This is a genomic window from Alicyclobacillus vulcanalis, assembly GCF_900156755.1.
In the GTDB taxonomy this organism is placed as follows: Bacteria; Bacillota; Bacilli; order Alicyclobacillales; family Alicyclobacillaceae; genus Alicyclobacillus; species Alicyclobacillus vulcanalis.
Map to the genome: position 1 here is coordinate 101,302 of NZ_FTOO01000008.1, position 22,242 is coordinate 123,543.

Genomic DNA, 22,242 nt, shown 5'->3' on the forward strand with positions numbered 1-22,242 from the left:
GACGCACGGGTGGCGAGTGACGGAGGAGACCAGACCCTCTTGTCGCTCGCGACATTTCAGATATGCAACGAGAGATCTGATCTCTAGATGTTCGCCGAGCGGCCCGGCCTTGCACGAACGGACGGGGCGTTCACGTAGAAAGGGTGGCCGCATGGAGCGCGCTCGCGTCACGGGCGCATGGAGCGCCCGCGCCTTGCTCATCTTTGTCACGTTCATCTGGGGCGCGACGTTCACCTTGACCAAGCAGGGGCTTTCCGCAGTCCCGCCCTACGCGTTTCTCTCCCTGCGCTTCGCCTTGGCGTCCCTCGCGACCCTTGGGCTCGCCTTGGCCGTTCGCCAGAAGGAGCCCGCGTTTCGACACCCGCGCACGTGGCTGGTGGGCGCGTTGGCTGGACTCCCACTTGGGGCGAGCTTTCTCCTGCAGACCGAAGGCCTCAAGACCATTACGCCCGGGCTCTCGGGATTTTTAACCGGTTTGAACGTCGTCATGGTGCCCATCCTGATGGGCGTCTGGACTCGTCAGCCGATCGACCGGCGCAGCGCGTTGGGAATTGCCCTGGCATGCGCGGGACTCGTGGCCATGTGTGCAGGAACCGATCTCCACGGGCGTCTGGGAGGCATCATCGAGACCACGCTCTGCGCCCTTGGCGTGGCCCTGCAGATCGTCATCGTGGACCGGTGGGCGAAGGGCCTGGCTCCGTTCGCCGTGGCGGCGGTGGAGATCTGGGTGTCGACACTCATGGCTTTCGCGTCCGCGTGGCTTTCCGGCCAGTGGGGCCATCTGCTCGACACATCCGTGTGGCTGCGCCCGGGCGTCCTGGACGCGGTGGTCATCAACGGATGGCTTGGCACGGCATTCGCGCTCTGGGCGCAGAATTGGGCACAAAAGCGCCTGTCGTCCGCCCAGACGGCCATCACGTTTTCACTTGAACCGGTGTTTGCCGCCGTCATCGGCTGGGCTGCGCTTGGCGACGCCATGTCGTGGGCGAGCGCGCTTGGCGGACTGCTCATCGCGTTGGGCATGGCGATCACGCCGGCCTGACGGCGGCCCGCGGCGCCCCCTCCTTCACGTTCTTCAACGTCCGATAATCAACATTATGTCAAGTTATAAAGACGAAGCGCCGGCCTTCACCGGCCGCCTTTCGCCCCGCTTGTAGGCCCCTCGCGTCGGCCTTACACCTCGACCTCCGTCATCGCCGGCGGGTTCAGAGCTACGGATCCGGACGTCGAGATGGCGATCTCGCTCGCGAGCGTCGGCTGTGCGAGTTGGCGCACGAGTTGATCGCCGTTTGCGGTCTGACGGTAAACCGCCGTGACCAGTCCATTGCCGTTGACCGTTCCGTAGTAGAGCGTGTTTCCGATGACGCCGATGAGCGCCGCGTTCGACTTCACGAGCTGCGAGTCCATCTGAAACTCTGCCGTATAGCTGCTGGTTTGGCTGGTCTGATAGAGGCGCACCACGTTCCACTGGCCGCCCTGATTGATTTCTAAATAAAGGTTGTCTCCCGTTTGCGTCATCGCGATGTTCTTAATGTACCCGGGTGGCACGGTCACCGGCTGAATCGTTTCCATCGTGCCGACGTGGTAAACCTCGGTGGAGCCGCCTGCGTCAATCAACACGAAGATGTCGTTGGTCTCCGTGCTGTAGGTCACCTTGACGATCCGGGCGTCAGGGGACAGATTGGAAAACACGGGTACGCTTGCGGCCGTCTCGTCCGCCTGGAGGCCATTCGAAACGTAGAACGTGTTCAGCTCCAGGTTGCCGGGTGAACGCTCTTCCCCTACAAACACTTCAGCGTTGCCGAGCCAATCCACGTACTGCACCGGGTACAGGTTCGAGGCCTCGCTGACCTGCGCACCGGTGTCCAGGCGCACCACGTGGACGGCGTACCACCCGCTCGCGTCGGACGTGACGTAGGTCGCGTACTGCCCGTTGGGCGAAACCGTCACACCTGGGTATTGTCGCTTCAACTCCGCGAGTTCGACCTGTGCCCGGCGGTGCATCGCCGCTTGAATTTCCTGCTGTGACGCCACCTGCTGAGATACGAGCAGATGGTTGAGGTGGTAGAAGAACAGCGACTCGCAGGCGGTGCACAGTGCCGCCAGCGCGAGAAATCGCCGTCCCACTCGCCTGCCTCGCGGCTGGCGTTCCACTTGACCCATCGATGCTCCTCCCCCATTTCTCAGTTTGGCATCACGACAAAGGCAGTGGCCACGCTGCGCGCTCCGGTGAGATCGACCGGCGTGTTGACCATCTTGCCGTTGTACACCATGGTCGTCGACGATCCGCCATCGAGGTCGGCGGCGATCACGGCGTGGTACTGAAGCATGATGGCCGTGATGTCGGCCATGGAGGCTCCCAAATGGCCGAACTGGCCGCGCCCGTCCGTCACCACCATGATGACCTTTCCATCCGCGGTCTGCCCAATGGCCGTGCGCGGATTCAATCCCTGATCCGGCACCTGCACGGGCTGCCCATTCAGCACAAGCACGGGCCCAAAGCTCAGCGCCTGTGTGACATGCAGCTTTTCGAGATCGGCCAGGGAATACGAGCCGGCGATCATCTGTCCTCCGGCGGTGAAGCCAATCTCCGGGTACTTCCCCGTCGACCCTGCGCCCGTCACGACGCGACCGTTCACAATCGTAATGCCAAGCGGCTGCGCGCCCGTGCCCTGTTGGTTGTTGTCGGCGAAGGCACCCCCGTTGATCCCGGCCACAGCGCCCGCGTCCTGCACGAGCTGTGGCACCGTTTCACCCCGTTGGCCCAGGTATTTCGTGACGGCCACCCGGACGCGCTTCGGGTTGTCCACGACCAGGACGTACGCCGTAAACGTGCTCCCGTGATACGTATACAGGTGGATGGAGTTGTCCGCATTCGCAAAGTCGCGGCTCACAATGTCCGAAACAGGCAGTGTGTCCGATACCATGCTGCCGCTCAGCGCATGTTCAGCAATGACCGATTCAGGCAGGGTAAAGAGAGACAGAGGCCGCAACAGGTAGCCGTGCCGCGTTTCGTCGAGCGTGTCAATCACGTACGTGCGCAGAGCCGGAAACGGGCCGTGAAAGATGAGTAGGGACGACGACACCATGGCGTAGACTGCCGTCGCCACCAACACGCCCAGCCAGCCGCGGCGCCTTGGCCTGTCCTTTTCCCTCCCATCGCGGACGCGCGCCGTCCGCTTAGGTCGCCGTTCCAACCACCATCCCTCCCCACATCCATCCGCGCTTCCTCCGTAAGGACGCAGCGGATGGCCGCTTTGTTCACCGCGGCACGCCCTTCTGCTCTATTCTAGCGGGCTGCGTCCTTGCGCGTCATCCCAGCCCTGGCCGCCGCCCTCGAGCGCTTGGCTTGCGTCGGTCAGCTCCGCCGCGGGCGGTCCCGCGTCGATCTCGTGCGTCAGCCGCGCAAGCGTCCGAATGACGATGTACAGGCGCACCACCGCGCGCGCCACCACATCGAGCTCGCGCCAGTTCGTTTCCATATTCCGCGTGATGGTGGGTACATCGCCCGACCTCCACAGCTCACCGCTCGGATCCATCACGATTTCGCTAGAACCCCGCCTTAATGAGTCGGCGAGCGAGGACAGGGCGCGATCGACCCAGCGTGCAACCTCCTCTTCTTCGCAGGTTAAGGGCCGAGCGGCACGCCCCTCCCAGGTGTACGCTTCGAGCGAAAGCAGCGTGTCCGAGAATCGGTGCATGCCTACGAGAATGGCCACCATCATGTGCGCATGCACGTGCGGCGCAACGGGCTCGGCCAAAACCTGCCGCACCAAGCCAGCGGCATTCGTGCGCGACAGCCGGACCGCCTGGCGCTCTCGGGCGAGCCTGCGCGGCGAACCCTTGCCCCCCTCCGCGAGGACGCGCAGGACGCCGCGGTAATAGTCTTGCTCTCGTTCGACCGCCTCGGCGAGCGCGCGATGAACCTGTTGGTGCTGCCACGTCGGCCATGCCAGGTAAATCAGCATGGCCAGCGCACTCCCAACAAGCGTCGCCAACAGCCGATCCGCCATCGTGGGGATGGGCGCCTGGCGCTCGAAAAACGAGAGCAGAACCACCATCAACGCGGTCAGCGCGCAGCTGAAGAGCGCGTAGTTGTAGGTCACACACATGTACATCAAGGCGCCGAAGACCACGATGCACGCGCTGGCGAAGACTCCGGTGCGATCCGGCACGGCGATGAGCAGCGCCGTGGCAAGCACGAGGCCGCCCATCGTGCCCAGCACTCGGGCGATGCCGCGCGTAAACGTGCTCGTGAAATCGGGCCTCAGGATGATGTTGGCGGTCAATGGCACCCAGTAACCGTGCGGCCATGGCATCAGGAAGGCCAGGGCCTCGCCAATGCCAAGCGCCATGGCCGCGCGCCCAGCATGCCGAAAGATGGCCGAATGCCAAGTCAGGTGGCTTTGGAAGGACTGCCACGCGTGTTTGATCTTCGACATCGGCGGCTCCAGCGCCTCCTGCGGCAGGGAAGCGCGGGCGGGATCGGCGAGATCGGCCTTGAGCGCCATCAGGGACTGCGCCATGGCGGCCACATGCGCCGCCGTCGCCTCGCGCTCTTGCGCGCCGCCCCCGAGACGCGCGATATCCGACAATTCTTCCGAAGCTCGCTCAAGAATGTAGAAGAGCGGCTGGGCTCGGCGGTCTCCGCGCACGATGAGCCACAGGTGTTGCGCCACGGCCCCGAAAATGGGCGCGCATTGCCGGAGGATGTCCGCGGCGACCGCCGCATCGCCGAGCTCCTGCGCGTAGGCCCGCGCTCGGGCGATCTCGGCGAGTGCGACGGCGTACATGCGCAGCTGCTCCGCCCCGTCCAGCAGCCGGTACAAGCGGGACCGATGGCGCTTAGGCATGTAGGAATCCTTGAGCAGATCGCTCGCTTCCACGAGCGAGGCGGCCAGTTCGAGGTCCGTCTGGCGCACGGGCGTTGTTGAAAACGCGGCGAGCTTTCGGTACACCTTGGCGACGGACTGAGCTTCGGCACTCTGCGGGGTGGCGAGATCGACGGCCAGCATGAGCGCGGTTTGCAGCAATCCACCGCAGGCGACCAAGCTCGCGCGATACAGCGCGCCAGAGAGCGATTGCGGGCTGGTGGAGATGAGGATCAGCGCGTTGGTGGCGAGCAGGCCCACTTGTCCACTCGCCTGGCTGACGCCGAGCATCATGCCGGAGATCCAGCCGAACAGGGCGGTCAGAAGGACAATGAGCACATGCGAATGCCCGGCAAGCGCGCCGATGAATGTCGTACAGGTCATCCACGCGGTCGCAAACGCCATGGTCCGAAGCCGACGCCGCGCCGTGCCGGCATTGCCGGCGAAACCCGCGACGAGTGCGCCCACCGCGACGCCGATGCCGGACAGCAGGTGCTGGGATTCAAGGCCCCATACGAGCGGAAGGAGGATGCCGACGCCGTTGCGCAGCCCGGGCAAAACGCGAAAACCGGTGCGATCCGTCTCGATGACGGTGAGGAGAGCGCGCCACGTCCGCCTCCGTATCACGCCCGACCCCCCCTCTTCCCTCGCCTCGCGGTGCCCACAAAGACCCCGCTTTTGCGCGTCACCCCGCCCTCACTTCTTCAAGTGATACGGCACCGTGGTCACGACGACGTCCTTGTGCCGCAACATCCAGGCACGAATGAGCAGAGACGTCTGGTTGTGCAACAGATTATGCCACCATTTTTTCGGTACGAATTGAGCGATGAACAACTGGATGTGATCCGGTTTGCCTCCCTCGTACGTCTCGAGCCGGCGAATGAACTTCGACAGTGGTTGCAAAAGCGACCGGTACTCGCTTTTCACGGTGACGAGCCGACACGGGTTGCCCCACGCTTCCCACTTCTCCTCCATCTTCTCGATGGATTCGTCGTCAAAACCAATGTACAGGGCGAATACGTTGGGCGAGGAGCTCATGGCAAACGAAATCGTGTCGAGCACGACACGGTGGATGCCCGAGACCAGCACCACTGAAACAATGCGGTGTTGCTGGGGGCGGTCCACCTTCAAGTCGATGCGAAGTTCGTCCGCCACGTCCTCGTAATGCCTGTGGACCTTCATGGCGAGGTAAATCATGAGCGGAATCACGACCAGCACGATCCACGCGCCGCTCGTGAACTTCGTTACGGCGAAAATCACCGATACGAGCGCCGTGATGAAGGCGCCAAACGCGTTGATGCCGGCCTTCAATCGCCACAACCGGCCTTTCACGCGAATCCATCGCTTGATGAGGCCCAGCTGCGCCACGGTAAACGCGACAAACACGCCGATGGCGTACAGCGGGATGAGGTTGTTCGTCTGTGCATGGAAAATCTCAATCAGCAGAGACGCCAGCGCGGCCAGCACAATCATGCCGTTCGAATAGCCGAGCCGGTCTCCGCGCAGGCGCAAAGCCCGCGGAAGGAAGCCGTCTCCGGCGAGGAGCGCGGCCACCTGTGGGAAACCTGTAAACGTCGAGTTGGCGGCGAGGATCAGCACCACCAACGTGGCCCACATGATGAACTGATACAGGAAGCCGTGCCCAAAGTAGCTCTCGGCCAGCTGGGACAGCATGGTGTTATTCGGGTTGACACTGATGCCCTTCACGTACAGGTGGTACGCGAAGCCCAAAAGCGTCACGCCCGTCACGAGACCCAGCGCGATGTACGCCTTGATGGCGCCGTTTTTCCCCTCCCGGAAGATCGGCACCGCGTTGGAGATGGTCTCCACGCCCGTCAAGGCGGAACACGCCGAACTGAAGGCCTTCAACAACAGCATCAACGTGAGCCCTTGCGGGACTACGCCAAAGGGCGGCGTGTGCGGCTGAACAAAGCCATGGTGCAGTTCGTTCCAAAAGCCGACGCCGATCATCAGGAGCATGCACGCCATGAACACGTACGTCGGGTAGGCGAAGACTTTCGACGACTCCGAGATGCCGCGCAGGTTGACCAGCAAAATGATGAGCACGCACAGAAGCGAGAGAGACGTCTCGTGTCCCTGCAGCACCGGATACGAGGACGCGAGGTTCTGCACACCCGAGGCGACGGACACGGCCACCGTCAACACGTAGTCCACCATGAGCGCGCTCGCTGCAAGAAGGGGCACCCAGGCGCGCTGGAAGTTGTCCTTGCTGATGGCGTAGGCGCCGCCACCGTTCGGATAGGCGATCACGCCCATGATGTAGGACGTGATGAGGATGATGAGCAACAGGACCGTCATGGCCGTAATGGGCAGGATCAGCCATTTGGCGTTCTCCCCGAGCCCGGTCAACTCCGTCATGCCCGCTTCCGGCCCGTACGCCACGGACGAGTAGAGGTCCGCCGACAAGACCGGCAGGGCCATCCACCAGACGAGGAGATTGCGAGACTCGCGGAGGTCTCTCGTCCGCATCGGTTTTCCCACCACGAGCCGCTTCACACTGCCGAAGTTGAACATGGCGTAGGCCACCGCCGCGATAATGACGCAGATGATGACTGGGTGCAACCAGAACCAATCATGTCCAAGCATGATACGGAAGCTCCTCGTTTCTCGCTGGAATTCGTTGTGGCGAAGACGAGCACGCAGATGTCGTCAGACGTGATTTATTGTAATCTGGTGCCGTAAAAAAGCAATTGCGGCGAGGGATTGGAGGACCAGCCAGGGAGGCCTCAAACGAAAGGTTTCCCGGAAACGTCACAGACATGCGCATGCAAAAAGGCCGCCTCTCGGCGGCCGCGGACATCGTATCACAGGTCATCCCAGTTCAAGTTACCTGCCTTTGTGTAGTTGGTCACGCGCTGTTCGAAGAAATCGGTCTTGTGCGAGTTGATGGCGGCGAAGCTATCCATCCAGGGCATCGGATGCTCTTGAATCTCCGGATACAAGATCGGCAGATTGAGCGATTGCAGCCGCAGATTCGCCAAGTACTTGATGTAGGCGTCGATGAGCGCATCGGTCAGCCCCACGATTTTGCCCTGCGTGACGTACTGTCCCCAGGCGATCTCGTGTTGCACCGCTGTGCGCATCATCTCCACGAATTCTTCTTCCATGTCCGGCGTCACGAGGCCCGGATTTTCCCGCACGACCTCATGATACAGGTTGCGGAAGATCGCGAGATGGGTCAGTTCATCCCGCTGGATGAACTTGATCTCCGACACGGTGCCGAGCATCTTGCCTTGACGGCCGAGCACGAAGAAGAAGCCAAATCCCGCGTAGAAGTACACGCCTTCGAGAATGTAGTTGGCGACGATGGTCTTCATGAAGTTGCGATCCGTCGGGTTTTCAATGAACTCTTCGAACAGATCCGTGATGAATTGATTGCGGCGAAGCAGGTGGTCGTCATCCCGCCACTCGTTATAAATCTGGTCGCGCGTCGCCGGGTTGACCACGGAGTCGAGCACGTAGCCGTAAGACTGGGAGTGCACCGCCTCCTGAAAGGCGTGGACCGTCAAACAGAGATTGACCTCGGGCGCCGTAATGTACTCATTGATGTTGGGCAGGTTGTGCGTGAGCAGGCTGTCCATGAAAATCAGGAAGGACAACACCTTGTTGTAACTTCTGCGCTCATCTTCGTTGAGGCTATCGTACTGGCGGGCGTCATCCGCGAGCGGAATTTCCTCGGGTATCCAGAAGTTGTTCATCATGGCCCTGTAAAGCTTGTACGCCCACTCGTACTTGATGTTGTTGAGCTCGATCATATTGGTCGTGTTGCCGCCGATAATCCGCCGTTTGCCCCAGTCGCGATCGCCCTCAGCGTTGAACAGCCTTGTCCGCTTCAGCTGCATAGCCAAATCCCTTGCCAGCTCCTCTCCACAAGCTTCACATGCACTTCTCGGCCGTCCTGACGCCCGGATGTCAGGGGGGTTGTCAGGACGAGCACGCCACGCAGTCCTCGACTTCGACGGACTTGCTGCGCACGTAGTAAACCGTCTTCAGCCCGCGTTTCCACGCCAGCATGTACAAGTCGAGGAATTGGCGCGCGCTGATCCCCGGCGTGATATACAGATTGAACGATTGGCTCTGATCCACGTGCCGCTGCCGCGCAGCGCAGGCCTCGATGCTCCAGCGCTGATCGATGGTATGGGCCTCCTTGTAGTACCAGAACGTCTTCTCGTTGAGGTTCGGAGCGGTCTGCGGCACGACGCCGTTTTTCTTCTCCTCCAGGAAAAACCGCGCGTACACCGGGTCGATCCCGGCCGTGCTGCCTGCGATCAAGCTCGTGCTGCTCGTCGGCGCAATGGCCACCAGATACGCGTTGCGCACGCCGTGAGCGGCGACATCGCGCCGCAAGCGATCCCAATCCGGGCCGCCAGGGCGAGAATGGTATCCGCGCAGCTCGAAATACTGGCCTGTTTGCCAGTCCGAACCCTCAAACAGCGCGTATGGCCCCTTTTCCCGCGCCAACTCCATCGACGCTTCGATGGCGAAGTAGTTGATCCACTCGAAGAGCTCATCCACGTGCTTCACATGGGCCTCGGACTCCCACGGAATGCCCTTCTCCGCGAGGTACTGGTGGTACCCGCTGATGCCAAGGCCGACGGCACGATACTTGCGGTTCGTCACCGCGGCTTGCGGCACCGGATAGTGATTGAGGTCGATCACGTTGTCCATGGCGCGAATCTGGCGATGGACCATGTCACGGATGCTGTCGAGATCGCGGCAACGTCCCAGGTTGAGCGAGGACAGGTTGCACACGACGAAATCGCCAGCCTTCGTCTTCGTCGTGATCACGCCCATGTCTTCCGTCTCTTCAACGCGGCGGGTCGGGCTCATGTTCTGGATAATCTCGGTGCACAAGTTGCTGCAATAGACCATGCCGGCGTGCTTGTTCGGATTCAATCGGTTCGCCGTGTCGCGGAAGAAGATGAATGGCGTACCCGTCTCGAACGCGGACTGCATGATCCGCTTCATGATCTCGATGGCGGGAATCTCCACGCGCGGCAGGTTCGGATTGTCGACGCAAGCTTGATACCGACGCTCAAACTCCTCGCCCCAGCTGTCCTCGAGGGAAAAGCCCATCACCTTTCGGACTTCGTACGGGCAGAACAGGTACCAAGCGCCCCGCTCCTCGACGCGGCGCATGAACAAATCGGGGATACAAACGCCCGGGAAGATGTCGTGCGCCTTCATGCGCTCGTCGCCGTTGTTCGTCCGCAACTGCAAAAAGTCGAGGATGTCCTTGTGCCAGACGTCCAAATACACGGCCGCCGCGCCCGCGCGCATGCCGAGCTGATTGCAACTCACAGCTGTATTGTTAAAGTTCCGGATCCAGGGCACGACACCCCCCGACGCGCCTGGATGGTTGCGAATGGCGGAGCCGCGGGCGCGAATCTTACCCACGTAGATCCCCATTCCGCCGCCAAACTTGGACACCCGGGCGAACGCCTCGTCTGTGGCGTAGATACTGACGAGATCGTCCTCGGGCATATCGATGAAACAGGAGCTCAGCTGGTGGAACGGTTTGCGCGCGTTGCTGAGCGTCGGCGTGGCGACGGTCACGCGGAGCGTCGACAGCATGTCGTAAAACCGCTTGGCCCACTCGACCTTGTCCTTCTCCTTCATGGCCAAGTGCATGGACACGCCCATGAAGAGCTCCTGCGGCAACTCCATGATCCCATTGTTTAAATTGCGAATGGCGTACCGGTCCAGCAGCTGCTTGAGTCCCACATAATTGAAAAGATAGTCCCGCTCGGGTTTGAGGTAGGCAGCCAGTTCGGCGATCTCGTCGTCGCTGTAATGCTCCCGTATGTACGCGCCGTACCGGCCAATTCGCTCCAACTCCTCGATCAGCTTGCCGAAGTCTCCGTAGCCGATGTGGCCATACCCCCGATTGCGCGCCGCCTGCTTGTACGCATCCAGGAGCAACAGCCGAGCCGCGACAAACTGCCACTGAGGCTCCTCTACGCTCGTCTTTTCCACCGCGGCCTGGATGGCCACTCGGGCGATTTCGGCCGTCCGCATGCCATCGCGCAGCTGGGGCCACACATCTGCGGCGAGGCGCTCGACATCGTACCCTTCGACGGCTTCACACCCGCGTCGCAAGAATGTGATGATTTTGTCATAGGAGAAGGGTTCCCGACGGCCGTCGTGTTTCTCGACGCTAAACGTCTCTAGGCGTTGGCGCCAATCCTGAAGCGCGTTCCCCTCACGCGCACCGCTCTGCGACGAGGGCTCCAGTAATCCAGTGGTTGCGTCGCTTGAATGTACCGTCATGTGCACTCACTCCTCGAAACTTCGTGCTGACCCGCAGGATCATCGACAAAAAAACTCACCCGGGGCGCTCACCCGGATGAGTGGACGGCGGAAGACAGATCAGCCCAAGTGCGCGGCTGTGCCCTGTCCTCCGACTTCCCAAACCCTCGTGAGCGTCGGACGGATGAAGGAGATGGGCAGGTCTCCGGGCTTCGCTTCCTCCGCGGACGGCGCCTTCCCCGGCGTCGACGAAAATCGACAACCGAGTGGCCGGACGTTGCCATGCCGCCGCGATCCGCGTCACCGTGGCGAGGACCGCTCCAGATTCACACTGGATTCCCTTTTCACCCACCGAGCGGCGGGCACCCATCTCCCCATAGATCACATGCTTTGGACAAGCTTTAGCGTAACACTAGATATAGTGTTTGACAAGCCCTATTTGTAAAACACACCTTAGATGTAGGCGAAAAAGTGCGAAAAAAGCTGGCCGCGGCTGAAATGACAGCCTGCGGCCAGCTCGTACCCTTCGCCGTTTACGATGGCAGTTTTAACACGCGGAACGATCCCGTCGCATGCGCGCACAACTTCTCGGTACCCAGGTACACGCGACCCTCGACGGTCATGGTACTCCGGGCGCGGTGGAGAAACTGCGCGCGACACACGAGCGTTCCTTCGGTCGCCGGTTCCGTAAAGTGAATGTTGAGATTCGTGGTCACCACGGGGCGATTCGGATAATGCAGGCTCACCAACAGACCCATGGCCGAGTCGAGCAAGGACATATACACGCCACCGTGCACGATCCGCGCCAAATTCCAGTGGTGGGGTTGAACGGTGAGCTCCGCAACCACCTCGCCCTCATCGGCGCGCACCAGTTTCGCCCCGATGAAGTCGGCGAAGGTTTGCACGTTTGCCTCGATCGTCTCTGAATTTCCCCCTGGATGCATGGGCACGCCGCGACCCTCCTTGCCGTCACGCCTGGCGAGTGGTCTCCTCCGTCAGCGCACGGCGAAGGATTTTTCCAACCGCCGACTTGGGCAAGCTGTCCCGGAACTCGTAGGCCCGCGGTACCTTGTAGGCGGCCAGATTCGCGCGGCACCAATCGTCCAACTCCTGTTCCGTGACCTGCATGCCCGGCTTCAGCTGGATAAACGCTTTCACCGTCTGACCCCGATACGGGTCTTCGACGCCGACCACCGCTGCCTCCGCGACGGCGGGATGTTCGTACAACACTTCTTCGACTTCCCGCGGGTAGATGTTGTACCCGCCGGCGATGATGATGTCTTTCTTTCGATCGACAATATAGAAATAGCCGTCCTCGTCCATTTTTGCAAGGTCACCGGTGTACAGCCATCCATTCCGCAGCACCGAAGCGGTTTCATCCGGGCGATTCCAGTACCCTTTCATCACCTGTGGGCCTCGGACCGCGAGCTCGCCGATCTCGCCCACGGGGAGCGGGTTCCCGTCGGGATCGACCACGCGCGCCTCGGTATCCGGAAACGGGATGCCGATGGAGCCGGGTTTGCGAGCCGCCCAGAAGTTGTTCGCGTGGGTGATGGGAGACGCCTCTGTCAGGCCATAGCCCTCCACGAGCTTGCCACCCGTGAGCTTCTCCCACTGCGCCTGTACCTCATGGGGAAGCGGGGCCGCGCCGCTGACACACACTTCGATGGACGAAAGGTCATACCGAGACCGATTCGGATGATTCATCAGCGCGATGTACATCGTCGGTGTGCCTGGGAACACGGTCGGCTTGAACTCATGGATGAGCTTGAGGACCTGCTCCGCTTGAAAGCGTGGGACCAAGATCAGCATGCCGCCGGTATACATCGACTGATTCATGAGGACGGTCATGCCGAACACGTGGAAAAACGGCAGGACGGCCAGATAGCGCTCCTTGCCCCGCTGCAGCTTGTACGTCCACAGCGAACTCTGAATCGCGTTCGAGACCAGGTTGTAATGGGTGAGCATCGCGCCTTTCGGCGTACCTGTGGTTCCTCCCGTGTACTGAATGAGGGCCACGTCTTCCAGCGGATCGATCTCGACCCGCGGCACCTCGGGCGTCGCGCTGTTCAGGCAGTGTTTCCAGGCGAGCACGCGCTCACCGTAGGGCACCTTGGGCACCCCACCCTGCCGGCTTTGCTGAAGCGGATACAAAAGCGACTTGACGGGCGGAAGGTAATCGCGGATCGACGTGACGACGTAGTACTCCACGGGCAACTCGCCTTCGACCGCCTCTACCCGGGACCACAGTTCGTCGAGCGTCACCAAGACCCGCGCGCCACAATCCTCGAGCTGATGCTTCAGTTCCCTGGGCGTGTACATGGGGTTGTGCTGGACGACCGTGAGCCCCGCCAGCAGCGCTCCGTAGTACGCGATCACCGCCTGCGGGCAGTTCGGCAACATGATGGCGAGGCGATCCCCCTTGTTGAGGGGAATCGCTCGCATCGCGTTCGCAAATCGACAACACGCGTCCAGCAGGTCGCGGTACGTCATCTTGTACCCAAAGAACCACAGGGCAGGCCGATCGGGATAAGCCTCCGCCGAGTGTAACAAAAACGATGCCAGGTTCTCGCGCGGATAGTCGTAGGTGCTCGGCACTTCCGGCGGATAGTGCTTCAACCACGGCCTTTCCATCCACAATCCCTTCCCTTCGCGGCTTGTCAGCAGACGTAACCTTCAGCTTCAATCACGCGTTCTGCAATCTGGCGGTCGAGCGCGATCACGTCGACTTCCGAACGGCGCGTCAGCCGCTTCAGGATGGACAGTTGCATCTTCAGCGCGTCGCCCTGGCTCACGTGGGCCAGGCTCTCCTTGGCCGCCTGTTCGACCTTCGCAATGGCGTCTTGGACAAACGCGCGGGTCATGGCGATCTTCAGCGCGGCCTGCGACTCACCCGCAGAAGCCACTTGCTGCATCGCGCGCAGGTAGGCGCTCTCCGCCGCGAACGCCTGGATCGCGATATCCGCCAGGTTGGCCAAGATCTCCTGCTCGTCGTTCACGCGGGCCTGCAGCGCTTGCGCAGCCAAGCCGCCGACCATGAGGAAGACCTTCTTCATGTTCTCGATGAGCTGCTTCTCCTCAGCCAGCACACCCTCAGGCGGCGTGAGGCCCGGCACCATCTGCATCAGCTCCGCCTGGAGCGCCTGCGCCTTTTGGAATAGCGGCAGCTCGCCCTTCATCGCGCGGCGCAGCATCGTGCCAGGAATGAGCATCCGGTTGATCTCGTTCGTGCCCTCGAAAATGCGATTGATGCGCGCATCCCGATACATCTGTTCGACGCCGTACTCTTTGATGAACCCCGCGCCACCGTGAATTTGCACGGCCTCATCCACCACGAAGTCAAGGACCTCGGAGCCAAACACTTTGTTGATGGAGCACTCAATCGCATACTCAGCGATGGCCTTGGCCGACTGAACCCCGGAGTCCGGCTTGGTCACGTCGACCGTCTCGAGAATGGCATCGAGCAGTCCAGCGGTCCGGTACACGACGCTCTCCAGCGCGTAGATTTGCGTGTTCATCCGGGCCAGTTTGCGCTGAATCAGCGGGAACTCCGACAGTTTCTTGCCGAACTGCTTGCGTTCGTTCGCGTATTTCGCCGACGTCTCGAGCGCAATCTTCGATCCGCCAAGCGCACCCGCACCCAGCTTGAAGCGGCCAATGTTCAAGATATTGAACGCAATCTGATGCCCTTTGCCGATTTCAAACAGCAGATTCTCGACCGGCACCTTGACGTCTTCCAGAATGACCTGGCGCGTCGACGAGCCCTTAATGCCCATCTTCTGCTCCTCTGGTCCGAAGCTCACGCCGGGCATCGTGCGCTCGACGATGAACGCGCTGAAGTGCTGCCCGTCGACCTTCGCGTAGACCACGAATACATCGGCAAAACCGGCGTTCGTGATGTATTGCTTCGTCCCATTCAGGATGTAATACTTGCCGTCCTCCGACAGCGTCGCCGTCGTCCGGGCGCCGAGCGCGTCGGAACCGGAGTTGGGCTCCGTCAAGCAGTACGCGCCGATCCACTCGCCGGTCGCGAGCTTGGGCAGGTACTTCTTCTTCTGCTCCTCGTTGCCGAAGTAGACGATGGGCAGCGTCCCAATGCCGGTATGCGCGCCGAACGACAGGCCGAACGATCCGCCGCGCGACACGTGCTCGTTGATCAGCGTCGCGCTCACCTTGTCAAGGCCGAGTCCTCCGTAGGCCTCCGGAACCTCGGCGGACAACAGGCCGAGATCGGCGGCCTTGCGCAGCAATTTCACCGTGAGCTCGTAGTTCAGCGATTCAATCTCCTCGTGATGCGGCACGACCCCCGATTCGATGAAGTTCTTCGTCGTCTCCGCAATCATCTTCTGTTCTTCGGTGAAGCCCTCGGGCGTCACGATGGCCGTCGGTTCAAGCTCCTCGATGACGAACGCGCCACCTTTGACAATCGTCTTGTTTTCCATGTCATCTTCACTCCTCATGCAATGAAATGTTAGGGCTTATGGACTTCAAACACGCCGGCCGCGCCCATGCCGCCGCCGATGCACATCGACACGACGCCGTAGCCGCCGCCGCGCCGGCGCAGCTCGTGAATCAACGTGGCGGTCAGCTTGGCGCCGGTGCACCCGAGTGGGTGCCCCAAGGCGATCGCGCCGCCGTTCACGTTGACCTTCGACGGATCGATGTCGAGTGAGCGGATCACCTGCAGGCACTGGGAAGCAAACGCCTCGTTGATCTCAAACAGATCGATGTCCGACAGCGACAGACCAGCGAGCTTCAGCGCCTTCGGAATCGCGCCCACCGGCCCAATGCCCATAATGGCCGGATCGCAGCCCGTGACGGCGAAGCTCTTGAACGTCGCAAGGGGCTTCAGTCCCAGCTTCTGTGCCTTTTCGGCCGTCATGATCACGGCGGCTGCGGCGCCGTCGCTCATCTGCGACGCGTTGCCCGCCGTGACCGTGCCCCCCACGGAGAACGCCGGCCTCAGGGTCGCGAGCGCCTCCGGCGTGGTGTCTTTCCGCACGCCCTCATCCTGCGTCACGCGAATCGCTTTCTCGTGCGGCCGCCCGTCCTCGTCGATCTCCCAGACCTTCGTCTCCACCGGGACGATCTCGTCGTCGAATTTGCCCGCCTGCTGCGCGGCGTACGCCTTCTGATGGCTCTCGTAGGCGAAGCGATCCTGATCTTCCCGGCTGACGCCGAATCGCTTCGCGACATTTTCCGCCGTGTGCCCCATCGAGATGTAGATGTCCGGCATCTCGAGCAGGATGTCCGGGTGAGGCGACGGCTTGAAGCCACTCATGGGCACGTGGCTCATCGTCTCCACGCCACCTGCCAGGGCGACTTCCGCGTGCCCCAACATCACGCGCTCGGCCGCGATCGCGATGGCCTGAAGTCCGGACGAGCAAAAGCGATTGATGGTCATCGCAGGCACGGATTGCGGCAGCCCGCTGTACAGCGAAATGATGCGCGCCACGTTCAATCCCTGCTCGCCCTCGGGCATCGCGCAGCCGAGAACGACGTCCTCGATCTCGGCCGGATCCAGCCCCTCGGCCCGCTCCACCGCCGCCTTGACCGCGTGACGCCCCAAATCTTCCACGCGCGTGTGGCGAAACACTCCGCGCTTGGCTTTTCCGACCGGCGTGCGTGCAACTGAAACAATCACAGCTTCCCGCATGGTTTCACTCCCTATCGTCGTATCCGTCGTGGATCGCGCTCAGTTGCGCAGCGGCTTCCCCGTGGCGAGCATGTGCTGCATGCGCTGGATGGTCTTCGCTTCACCGCACAAGCTGAGGAACGCCTCGCGCTCGAGATCCAGCAGGTAGTCCTCGCTCACGAGCGAATTCGCCGGCACATCTCCGCCTGCGAGCACGTGCGCCAGCTTGTAGGCGACGTGCAGGTCGTAATCGGTGATGTAACCGCCGTTCCACATTCCGCGCGCGGCCATCTGCAACGCCGCCTTGCCGTCGCGCCCCGCCACGCGGATGGCCTTCGCCTTCACGGGGGCGCGGTAACCCGTCTCCGCCATGCGCAGCACCTCGGCCTTCGCAGCGGAAATGCGCAGGTCATCGTTGTAGACGACGCGATCCGTCTCCCGCAGCCAGCCCATGTCCAGAGCCTCCGCCCCGCTCGTCGAGACCTTGGCAGTGCCGATCGCTTGGAACATGCGGCCCAGTGCAGGGACGAGATCGTCGTCTGGGCCCACGGACTCGGCCACCCGGCGGGCCGTCTCCTTGCAGCCTCCACCGCCCGGAATCACGCCGACGCCGACTTCCACAAGGCCGAAGTAGGTCTCCGCAGCCGGAAGCACGCGAGAGGAGGCCAAGCAGACTTCCACACCGCCTCCGAGCGTCATGCGGTGGGGCGCCGCCACCACAGGCACCTGGCTGTACCGCAGCGCGAGCATCGCGCGGTGGAACTGGCGAATGGAAAGGTCGATTTCGTCCCAGTCGCCCTCCTGCGCTGCCATCAAGATGAGCACCAGGTTGGCGCCGACGCAGAAGTTCTTGCCCTGATTTGCAATCACCAGGCCCGCGAAATCCTTCTCGGCGATGGCCACGCTCTTTTCGATCATCGACAGGATGTCAGGCCCAATGGCGTTGTTCTGAGAGTGAAACTCCAGGCAGGCCACGCCGTCGCCCAGATCGATGAGGCTCGCGCCCGTGTTCTGCGCGATGACCTTGCCACCCTTTTTTAGCGCCGCCAGGTCGATCACGCCCGCCGGCACGTGGATGGGCTCCGGCTTGCCGTTCACCGGCATGGTGATGCGGCCTTCCGAAGACTCGTAGAACCTCTGATGACCCTCCGCAATCCAGGCTTCCACCCACTGAGGCAGGACGAGCCCCTCCGCCTTCATCCGCTCGGCGGTCTCGACCAATCCGAGGGCATCCCACAACTCAAACGGCCCAAGGTCCCAGTTGAAGCCCCACCGCATCGCGGCGTCGATATCCTGAATCGTGTCGGCGATCTCGCCGAGCTTCTCCGCGGAGTACACCAGCACGCGCTTGACGATGTTCCACGCGAGCTCGGCATAGCGATCGCCGCCCTGAACGAGGGCCCTCGCCTTGCCGGCCGCGCCTTTGGCTTGCTTCGATGCCTCAAGCGCCGACGACGACACGTTCTTCTGTTCCCGGTACTCGAACGTGTCGAGATCGAGCACGAGAATTTGGCGCTTGCCATTGGCTTTCACGCGCTTGTAAAAGCCTTGTCCGCTCTTTTCGCCGAGCCAGCCGCGCTCGACAAGCTTCTGAATTGCCGCGGGGACCTCGAACGCGCGCCGCTCTTCGTCATTCGCGACGTTCTGGCGGACGTTGTCGGCGACGTGCACGAACGTGTCGATCCCGACGAGATCGAGGGTACGGAAGGTCGCGCTCTTGGGGCGGCCCAGCGCCGGCCCGGTGATGGCGTCCACCTCCTCAATCGTGAAGCCGCCCTTTTGCATCTCTTCAAAGGTCACCAAGAGCCCGTAGGTTCCGATCCGGTTGGCGATGAAGTTGGGCGTGTCCTTCGCCAACACGACGCCTTTGCCCAGGCGCTCCGTGCCGAACTCGCGCATGAACTCGACGATGGCCGGATCGGTGTCGCGGCCCGGAATGACCTCGAGGAGTTTCATGTAACGCGGCGGGTTGAAGAAGTGCGTGCCAAGGAAATGGCGCCGAAACGCCTCGCTGCGGCCCTCGACCATCGCGTTGATCGAAATGCCCGACGTATTCGTGCTGACGATCATCCCGTCGCGCCAGTAGGCCTCGATGCGCTCAAGCAGCTGGCGCTTGGGCTCGAGGCTCTCGACGATCACCTCGATGACCCAGTCGACCTCCGCAATGCGGTGCAGATCGTCCTCCAAATTGCCAGGCGTGATGAGCTTGGCATCCTCGGCGCGAAACAGCGGCGCCGGGCTCAACTTTTGAAGCCTGCGGATGGCCTCCGTCGCCAGGCGATTGCGGACGGCGGGATGGCTCAGCGTCAGCCCGCGCTTCTCCTCCTCCGGCGTCAGCTGCTGGGGAACGAGATCGAGAAGCAGGCTGGGAATGCCCACATTGGCGAGATGGGCGGCAATTTGCGCCCCCATCACGCCGGAACCAATGACGGCAGCTCGGCGAATTTGTCTCATCCGGCTTGAACCTCCTCATCTTCGGTCGGCTGGCGAAGGTCTTCTCCGAAGACCGACGCTGCGAGCAGCTCGGCGACATCGCGCGCTTTGACGCGATCGTCCGTCTCGGTGAGCTTCGTGCCATCCTCCATCATCGTCAGGCAGTACGGGCACGCGCTTCCGATGACGGTGGGATTCGTGGCAAGCGCCTGTTGCGTGCGCGCGAGGTTGATTCGCTTGCCGCGATTTTCCTCGATCCACATGCGCCCTCCGCCGGCGCCACAGCACATCGCGTTTTCGCGGTTGCGCTGCATCTCCACGAGCTCCACCCCTGGGATGGACTTCAAGATCTCGCGCGGCGGGTCGAAGACGCCGTTGTAGCGCCCGAGATAGCACGCGTCGTGGTACACGATCCGCTCGTTCAGGCGATGTGTCGGCCGGAGCTTGCCTTCACGAACCAACTTCGCGAGCAACTGCGTGTGGTGATACACCTCCACGCCCTCGAGCCCGAAGTCCGGATACTCGTTTTTGAGCGTGTTGAAGGTGTGCGGGCACGCGGTCACAATCTTGCGCACCCCGTATTGTTGAAACGTCGCGATGTTCTCCATGGCGAGCTGCTGGAACAGCATCTCGTTGCCAAGGCGACGCGGCGTATCACCCGAACCGTTTTCCTCGTCGCCGAGCACCGCGAAGTTCACGCCCGCCTCGTGCAACAACCGCACCACGGCATGCGTGACCTTGCGCGCCCGCCGGTCGTACGAGCCCATGGAACCCACGAAGAAGAGGTACTCAAAATCAGGGTTTTCGTGCACCGTGGGAACCGGGATATCCAGGCCCTCCATCCATTGGGCCCTGTCCTTGCGGCTCAGACCCCATGGATTCCCCTGACGCTCGATGTTCTGCATCGCGCGCTGTGCCTCTTTCGGCATGCTGCCTTCCATCAACACCAGGTAACGGCGAAGATCGATGATTTTATCCACATGTTCATTGCCGACAGGACACTGATCCTCGCAGTTGCGACAGGTCGTGCAGGCCCAGATCTCCTCTTCGGTAATCACATCCCCGATGAGGGAAAGCTCCCTCGGATCGACCTCTGTGAGCCGCCACTCTTCCTTCTGCCAGTGAAGCGTCGGTTCGATGTCCGTGACGACGTTCTCAGGGAACGTGAGGTCCTCGCCGCCAGAGGCCATCTTGTGGGCCAGGCCGTCTCGCTTCGGCAAAAGGAAACTCGGCTCAAATGCCTTCAAACCGGTCTCCGCCATCCCCTTCTCAATCAGGTGATCCCGCATCTTCACGATGAGGTGCATCGGCGACAGCGGTTTCCCTGTGTTGGATGCAGGGCAAGAGTTCGTGCAGCGCCCGCACTCGACGCAGGCGAAGAAATCGATCATCTGCTTGCGCTCAAAGTCTTCGACCTTGCCCACGCCGAACGACTCGGCGTTTTCATCCTCCAGATTCAGCGGACGCAGCTTGCCGGGTGCGCCCTTCCGATGAAGCCAGATGTTGATAGGCGCGACCATGAGGTGAAAGTGTTTCGACTGCGGCACGTACACCAAAAACGTCAGCAACACCATCAAATGCAGCCACCAGAAGACGTAGAACCCGATCTCCCCGCCTTTCGGGCCCACGCTCCAAAGGGCAGATGCGATGAGAGAGGACACAGGTGCCCACCAAGCGCCGGGCTCCTGTTGCCACACGCGCTCGAAGGAGAGATCCATGAGAACGCAAATCATCAAGCTCGCAATCAAGATGAGGACGATGCTCGGCTTGAAGCCCCGCTTGAGGCGCTTCAGGCGCTCACCGTAGCGGCGGTACGCCGCGTACGCCGTCGCGGCCAGGACCAAGATCGCCACCCATTCCTGAGTGAACGAAAAGGTCTCGTATGCCGGGTAGGGGATGTGGTGGCCGAGCGTCAGGCCCTTCACGATGATGTCCAAGGCGCCGAACTGCAGCACGATAAAGCCGTAGAACATGACGAAGTGCATGACACCGCTTTTCGCGTCCTTGAACAGCTTTTTCTGCCCAAAGACCTGCGAGAAAAATTCGCCGAAGTCCGGGCGCGGATCCAAGGCAACGGGTTTCCCCAACATGACATAGCGATATCGCCGGTAGACGACCGTGACAAACAGGTACAGCGCGTACGCAACCGCGGCCGCAAAGGCGATATCATTGATGGCTAACAACACGTTTCCTCACTTCCCTTCTCCAAGCTCATCCGTTTGTGCTCATCCCTCATGCCGCCTCAGCGGATGAGGTAGCCGCAACCGCTTACAGCCCTCGGGTAAAAAAAGCGATTGCATCGTTGACATTCTCGCCCACGCCATTTACTATGGGGGTACGAAAATGAATGAGCGTTCATTCATTGCTTGACTCGATATTAACACCGAGGTGAATTCATGACAAGTGGATTGGCGGAGAAAAGGAGAGAAAAGTACGAAGCAATTCTCAAAGCGGCGCTGAAAGTGTTTGCAGAACACGGATTTTTCAACTCTCAGGTTTCCAAAATCGCCCGCGAAGCAGGCGTGGCGGACGGGACCATTTATCTGTACTTTAAAAACAAGGAGGACATTTTGATCTCGCTGTTTCGGGAGAAGCTTGGGAGCCTCGTGCGCAAGTTTCACGAACACGTGCACGAGGATGATCGCGCAGACGACGCCATTCGCAAAATCTGCGAGCTTCATTTCACCGAACTCGAGAAAGATGTTCAACTTGCCAAAGTCACGCAGCTGGAGCTGCGCCAGAGTTCGCGCGAACTGCACAGCGAAATCAGCAACGCGCTCAAGCCTTACATTCAGCTGATTGAAGATGTGCTCGTTCGGGGCATCGAACAAGGCATTTTTCGGCGCGACCTGGACGTCAAGCTCACGCGGCTGCTGATCTTTGGGGCCATGGACGAAGTGGTATCGTCCTGGCTCATCTCGGGCCGACGATATTCTCTGTCCGCCCAGGTCGACAAAACCGTCGACTTTTTCCTGCGAGGTCTGCGCGCCTGATCGGGCGGGGCCAAGCAACGAAGACTCTCAACTTTATCTG

The 22,242-nt window shown here is 61.3% G+C and carries 14 protein-coding genes and 1 riboswitch; of the genes, 2 read left to right on the plus strand and 12 right to left on the minus strand.

Annotated features, from left to right (window positions below; all coding sequences use genetic code 11):
• The first annotated feature begins 151 nt into the window (after positions 1-151).
• On the plus strand, positions 152-1,042 hold the full coding sequence (locus tag BW934_RS10220) for a DMT family transporter (protein ID WP_076347760.1): 891 nt from the start codon (positions 152-154) through the stop codon (positions 1,040-1,042).
• Between the two features lie 131 nt (positions 1,043-1,173).
• On the opposite strand, the gene BW934_RS10225 is transcribed toward BW934_RS10220, so the two are convergent.
• The 12 genes from BW934_RS10225 to BW934_RS10280 form a co-directional block, all read right to left on the minus strand.
• Positions 1,174-2,163: a hypothetical protein gene (locus tag BW934_RS10225; RefSeq protein ID WP_076347762.1), complete on the minus strand. Its 990-nt coding sequence runs from the start codon at positions 2,161-2,163 to the stop codon at positions 1,174-1,176.
• Between the two features lie 20 nt (positions 2,164-2,183).
• The gene (locus tag BW934_RS10230; protein WP_076347764.1) at positions 2,184-3,197 is read right to left on the minus strand and encodes a phosphodiester glycosidase family protein; all 1,014 of its coding nucleotides are present in this window, start codon (positions 3,195-3,197) and stop codon (positions 2,184-2,186) included.
• Between the two features lie 87 nt (positions 3,198-3,284).
• On the minus strand, positions 3,285-5,498 hold the full coding sequence (locus BW934_RS10235; protein ID WP_084182570.1) for an FUSC family protein: 2,214 nt from the start codon (positions 5,496-5,498) through the stop codon (positions 3,285-3,287).
• Positions 5,499-5,567: 69 nt separating this feature from the next.
• Positions 5,568-7,478 (minus strand): APC family permease, encoded by a 1,911-nt coding sequence (locus BW934_RS10240; protein ID WP_076347766.1) that lies wholly within the window; start codon positions 7,476-7,478, stop codon positions 5,568-5,570.
• A 218-nt stretch (positions 7,479-7,696) separates the two neighbouring features.
• On the minus strand, positions 7,697-8,734 hold the full coding sequence (locus BW934_RS10245; protein WP_076347768.1) for a ribonucleotide-diphosphate reductase subunit beta: 1,038 nt from the start codon (positions 8,732-8,734) through the stop codon (positions 7,697-7,699).
• An 82-nt stretch (positions 8,735-8,816) separates the two neighbouring features.
• A complete protein-coding gene (locus BW934_RS10250) occupies positions 8,817-11,162 on the minus strand; it encodes a ribonucleoside-diphosphate reductase subunit alpha (protein ID WP_076347770.1) in 2,346 nt (781 codons plus the stop codon).
• A gap of 158 nt (positions 11,163-11,320) precedes the next feature.
• Positions 11,321-11,526: riboswitch (cobalamin riboswitch) on the minus strand.
• 148 nt (positions 11,527-11,674) lie between these two features.
• Positions 11,675-12,085: a PaaI family thioesterase gene (locus BW934_RS10255; protein WP_234969731.1), complete on the minus strand. Its 411-nt coding sequence runs from the start codon at positions 12,083-12,085 to the stop codon at positions 11,675-11,677.
• A gap of 25 nt (positions 12,086-12,110) precedes the next feature.
• Positions 12,111-13,775, minus strand: a complete 1,665-nt coding sequence (locus BW934_RS10260) for a long-chain-fatty-acid--CoA ligase (RefSeq protein ID WP_076347774.1) — start codon at positions 13,773-13,775, stop codon at positions 12,111-12,113.
• 26 nt (positions 13,776-13,801) lie between these two features.
• Positions 13,802-15,583: an acyl-CoA dehydrogenase family protein gene (locus BW934_RS10265; RefSeq protein WP_076347776.1), complete on the minus strand. Its 1,782-nt coding sequence runs from the start codon at positions 15,581-15,583 to the stop codon at positions 13,802-13,804.
• Positions 15,584-15,612: 29 nt separating this feature from the next.
• Positions 15,613-16,797 carry an acetyl-CoA C-acyltransferase gene (locus BW934_RS10270; protein ID WP_076347778.1) on the minus strand — a complete coding sequence of 395 codons (1,185 nt, stop codon included), beginning with the start codon at positions 16,795-16,797 and terminating at the stop codon, positions 15,613-15,615.
• A gap of 39 nt (positions 16,798-16,836) precedes the next feature.
• Positions 16,837-19,230 carry a 3-hydroxyacyl-CoA dehydrogenase/enoyl-CoA hydratase family protein gene (locus BW934_RS10275; protein ID WP_076347780.1) on the minus strand — a complete coding sequence of 798 codons (2,394 nt, stop codon included), beginning with the start codon at positions 19,228-19,230 and terminating at the stop codon, positions 16,837-16,839.
• A complete protein-coding gene (locus BW934_RS10280) occupies positions 19,227-21,395 on the minus strand; it encodes a (Fe-S)-binding protein (RefSeq protein ID WP_076347782.1) in 2,169 nt (722 codons plus the stop codon). Before BW934_RS10280 ends, BW934_RS10275 begins: the two co-directional genes overlap by 4 nt.
• Positions 21,396-21,605: 210 nt before the next feature.
• Between BW934_RS10280 and BW934_RS10285 the strand changes: the two genes are divergently transcribed.
• Positions 21,606-22,202, plus strand: coding sequence for a TetR/AcrR family transcriptional regulator (locus BW934_RS10285; RefSeq protein ID WP_076347784.1), 597 nt, complete (start codon positions 21,606-21,608; stop codon positions 22,200-22,202).
• Positions 22,203-22,242: the final 40 nt, after the last annotated feature.

Coding starts and splice junctions, on each gene's coding strand:
- BW934_RS10270 (WP_076347778.1), bottom strand. CDS start 16,797: ATGCGGGAAGCTGTGATTGTTTCAGTTGCACGCACGCCGGTCGGAAAA.
- BW934_RS10265 (WP_076347776.1), bottom strand. CDS start 15,583: ATGGAAAACAAGACGATTGTCAAAGGTGGCGCGTTCGTCATCGAGGAG.
- BW934_RS10220 (WP_076347760.1), top strand. CDS start 152: ATGGAGCGCGCTCGCGTCACGGGCGCATGGAGCGCCCGCGCCTTGCTC.
- BW934_RS10285 (WP_076347784.1), top strand. CDS start 21,606: ATGACAAGTGGATTGGCGGAGAAAAGGAGAGAAAAGTACGAAGCAATT.
- BW934_RS10245 (WP_076347768.1), bottom strand. CDS start 8,734: ATGCAGCTGAAGCGGACAAGGCTGTTCAACGCTGAGGGCGATCGCGAC.
- BW934_RS10225 (WP_076347762.1), bottom strand. CDS start 2,163: ATGGGTCAAGTGGAACGCCAGCCGCGAGGCAGGCGAGTGGGACGGCGA.
- BW934_RS10240 (WP_076347766.1), bottom strand. CDS start 7,478: ATGCTTGGACATGATTGGTTCTGGTTGCACCCAGTCATCATCTGCGTC.
- BW934_RS10255 (WP_234969731.1), bottom strand. CDS start 12,085: ATGCATCCAGGGGGAAATTCAGAGACGATCGAGGCAAACGTGCAAACC.
- BW934_RS10275 (WP_076347780.1), bottom strand. CDS start 19,230: ATGAGACAAATTCGCCGAGCTGCCGTCATTGGTTCCGGCGTGATGGGG.
- BW934_RS10260 (WP_076347774.1), bottom strand. CDS start 13,775: ATGGAAAGGCCGTGGTTGAAGCACTATCCGCCGGAAGTGCCGAGCACC.
- BW934_RS10250 (WP_076347770.1), bottom strand. CDS start 11,162: ATGACGGTACATTCAAGCGACGCAACCACTGGATTACTGGAGCCCTCG.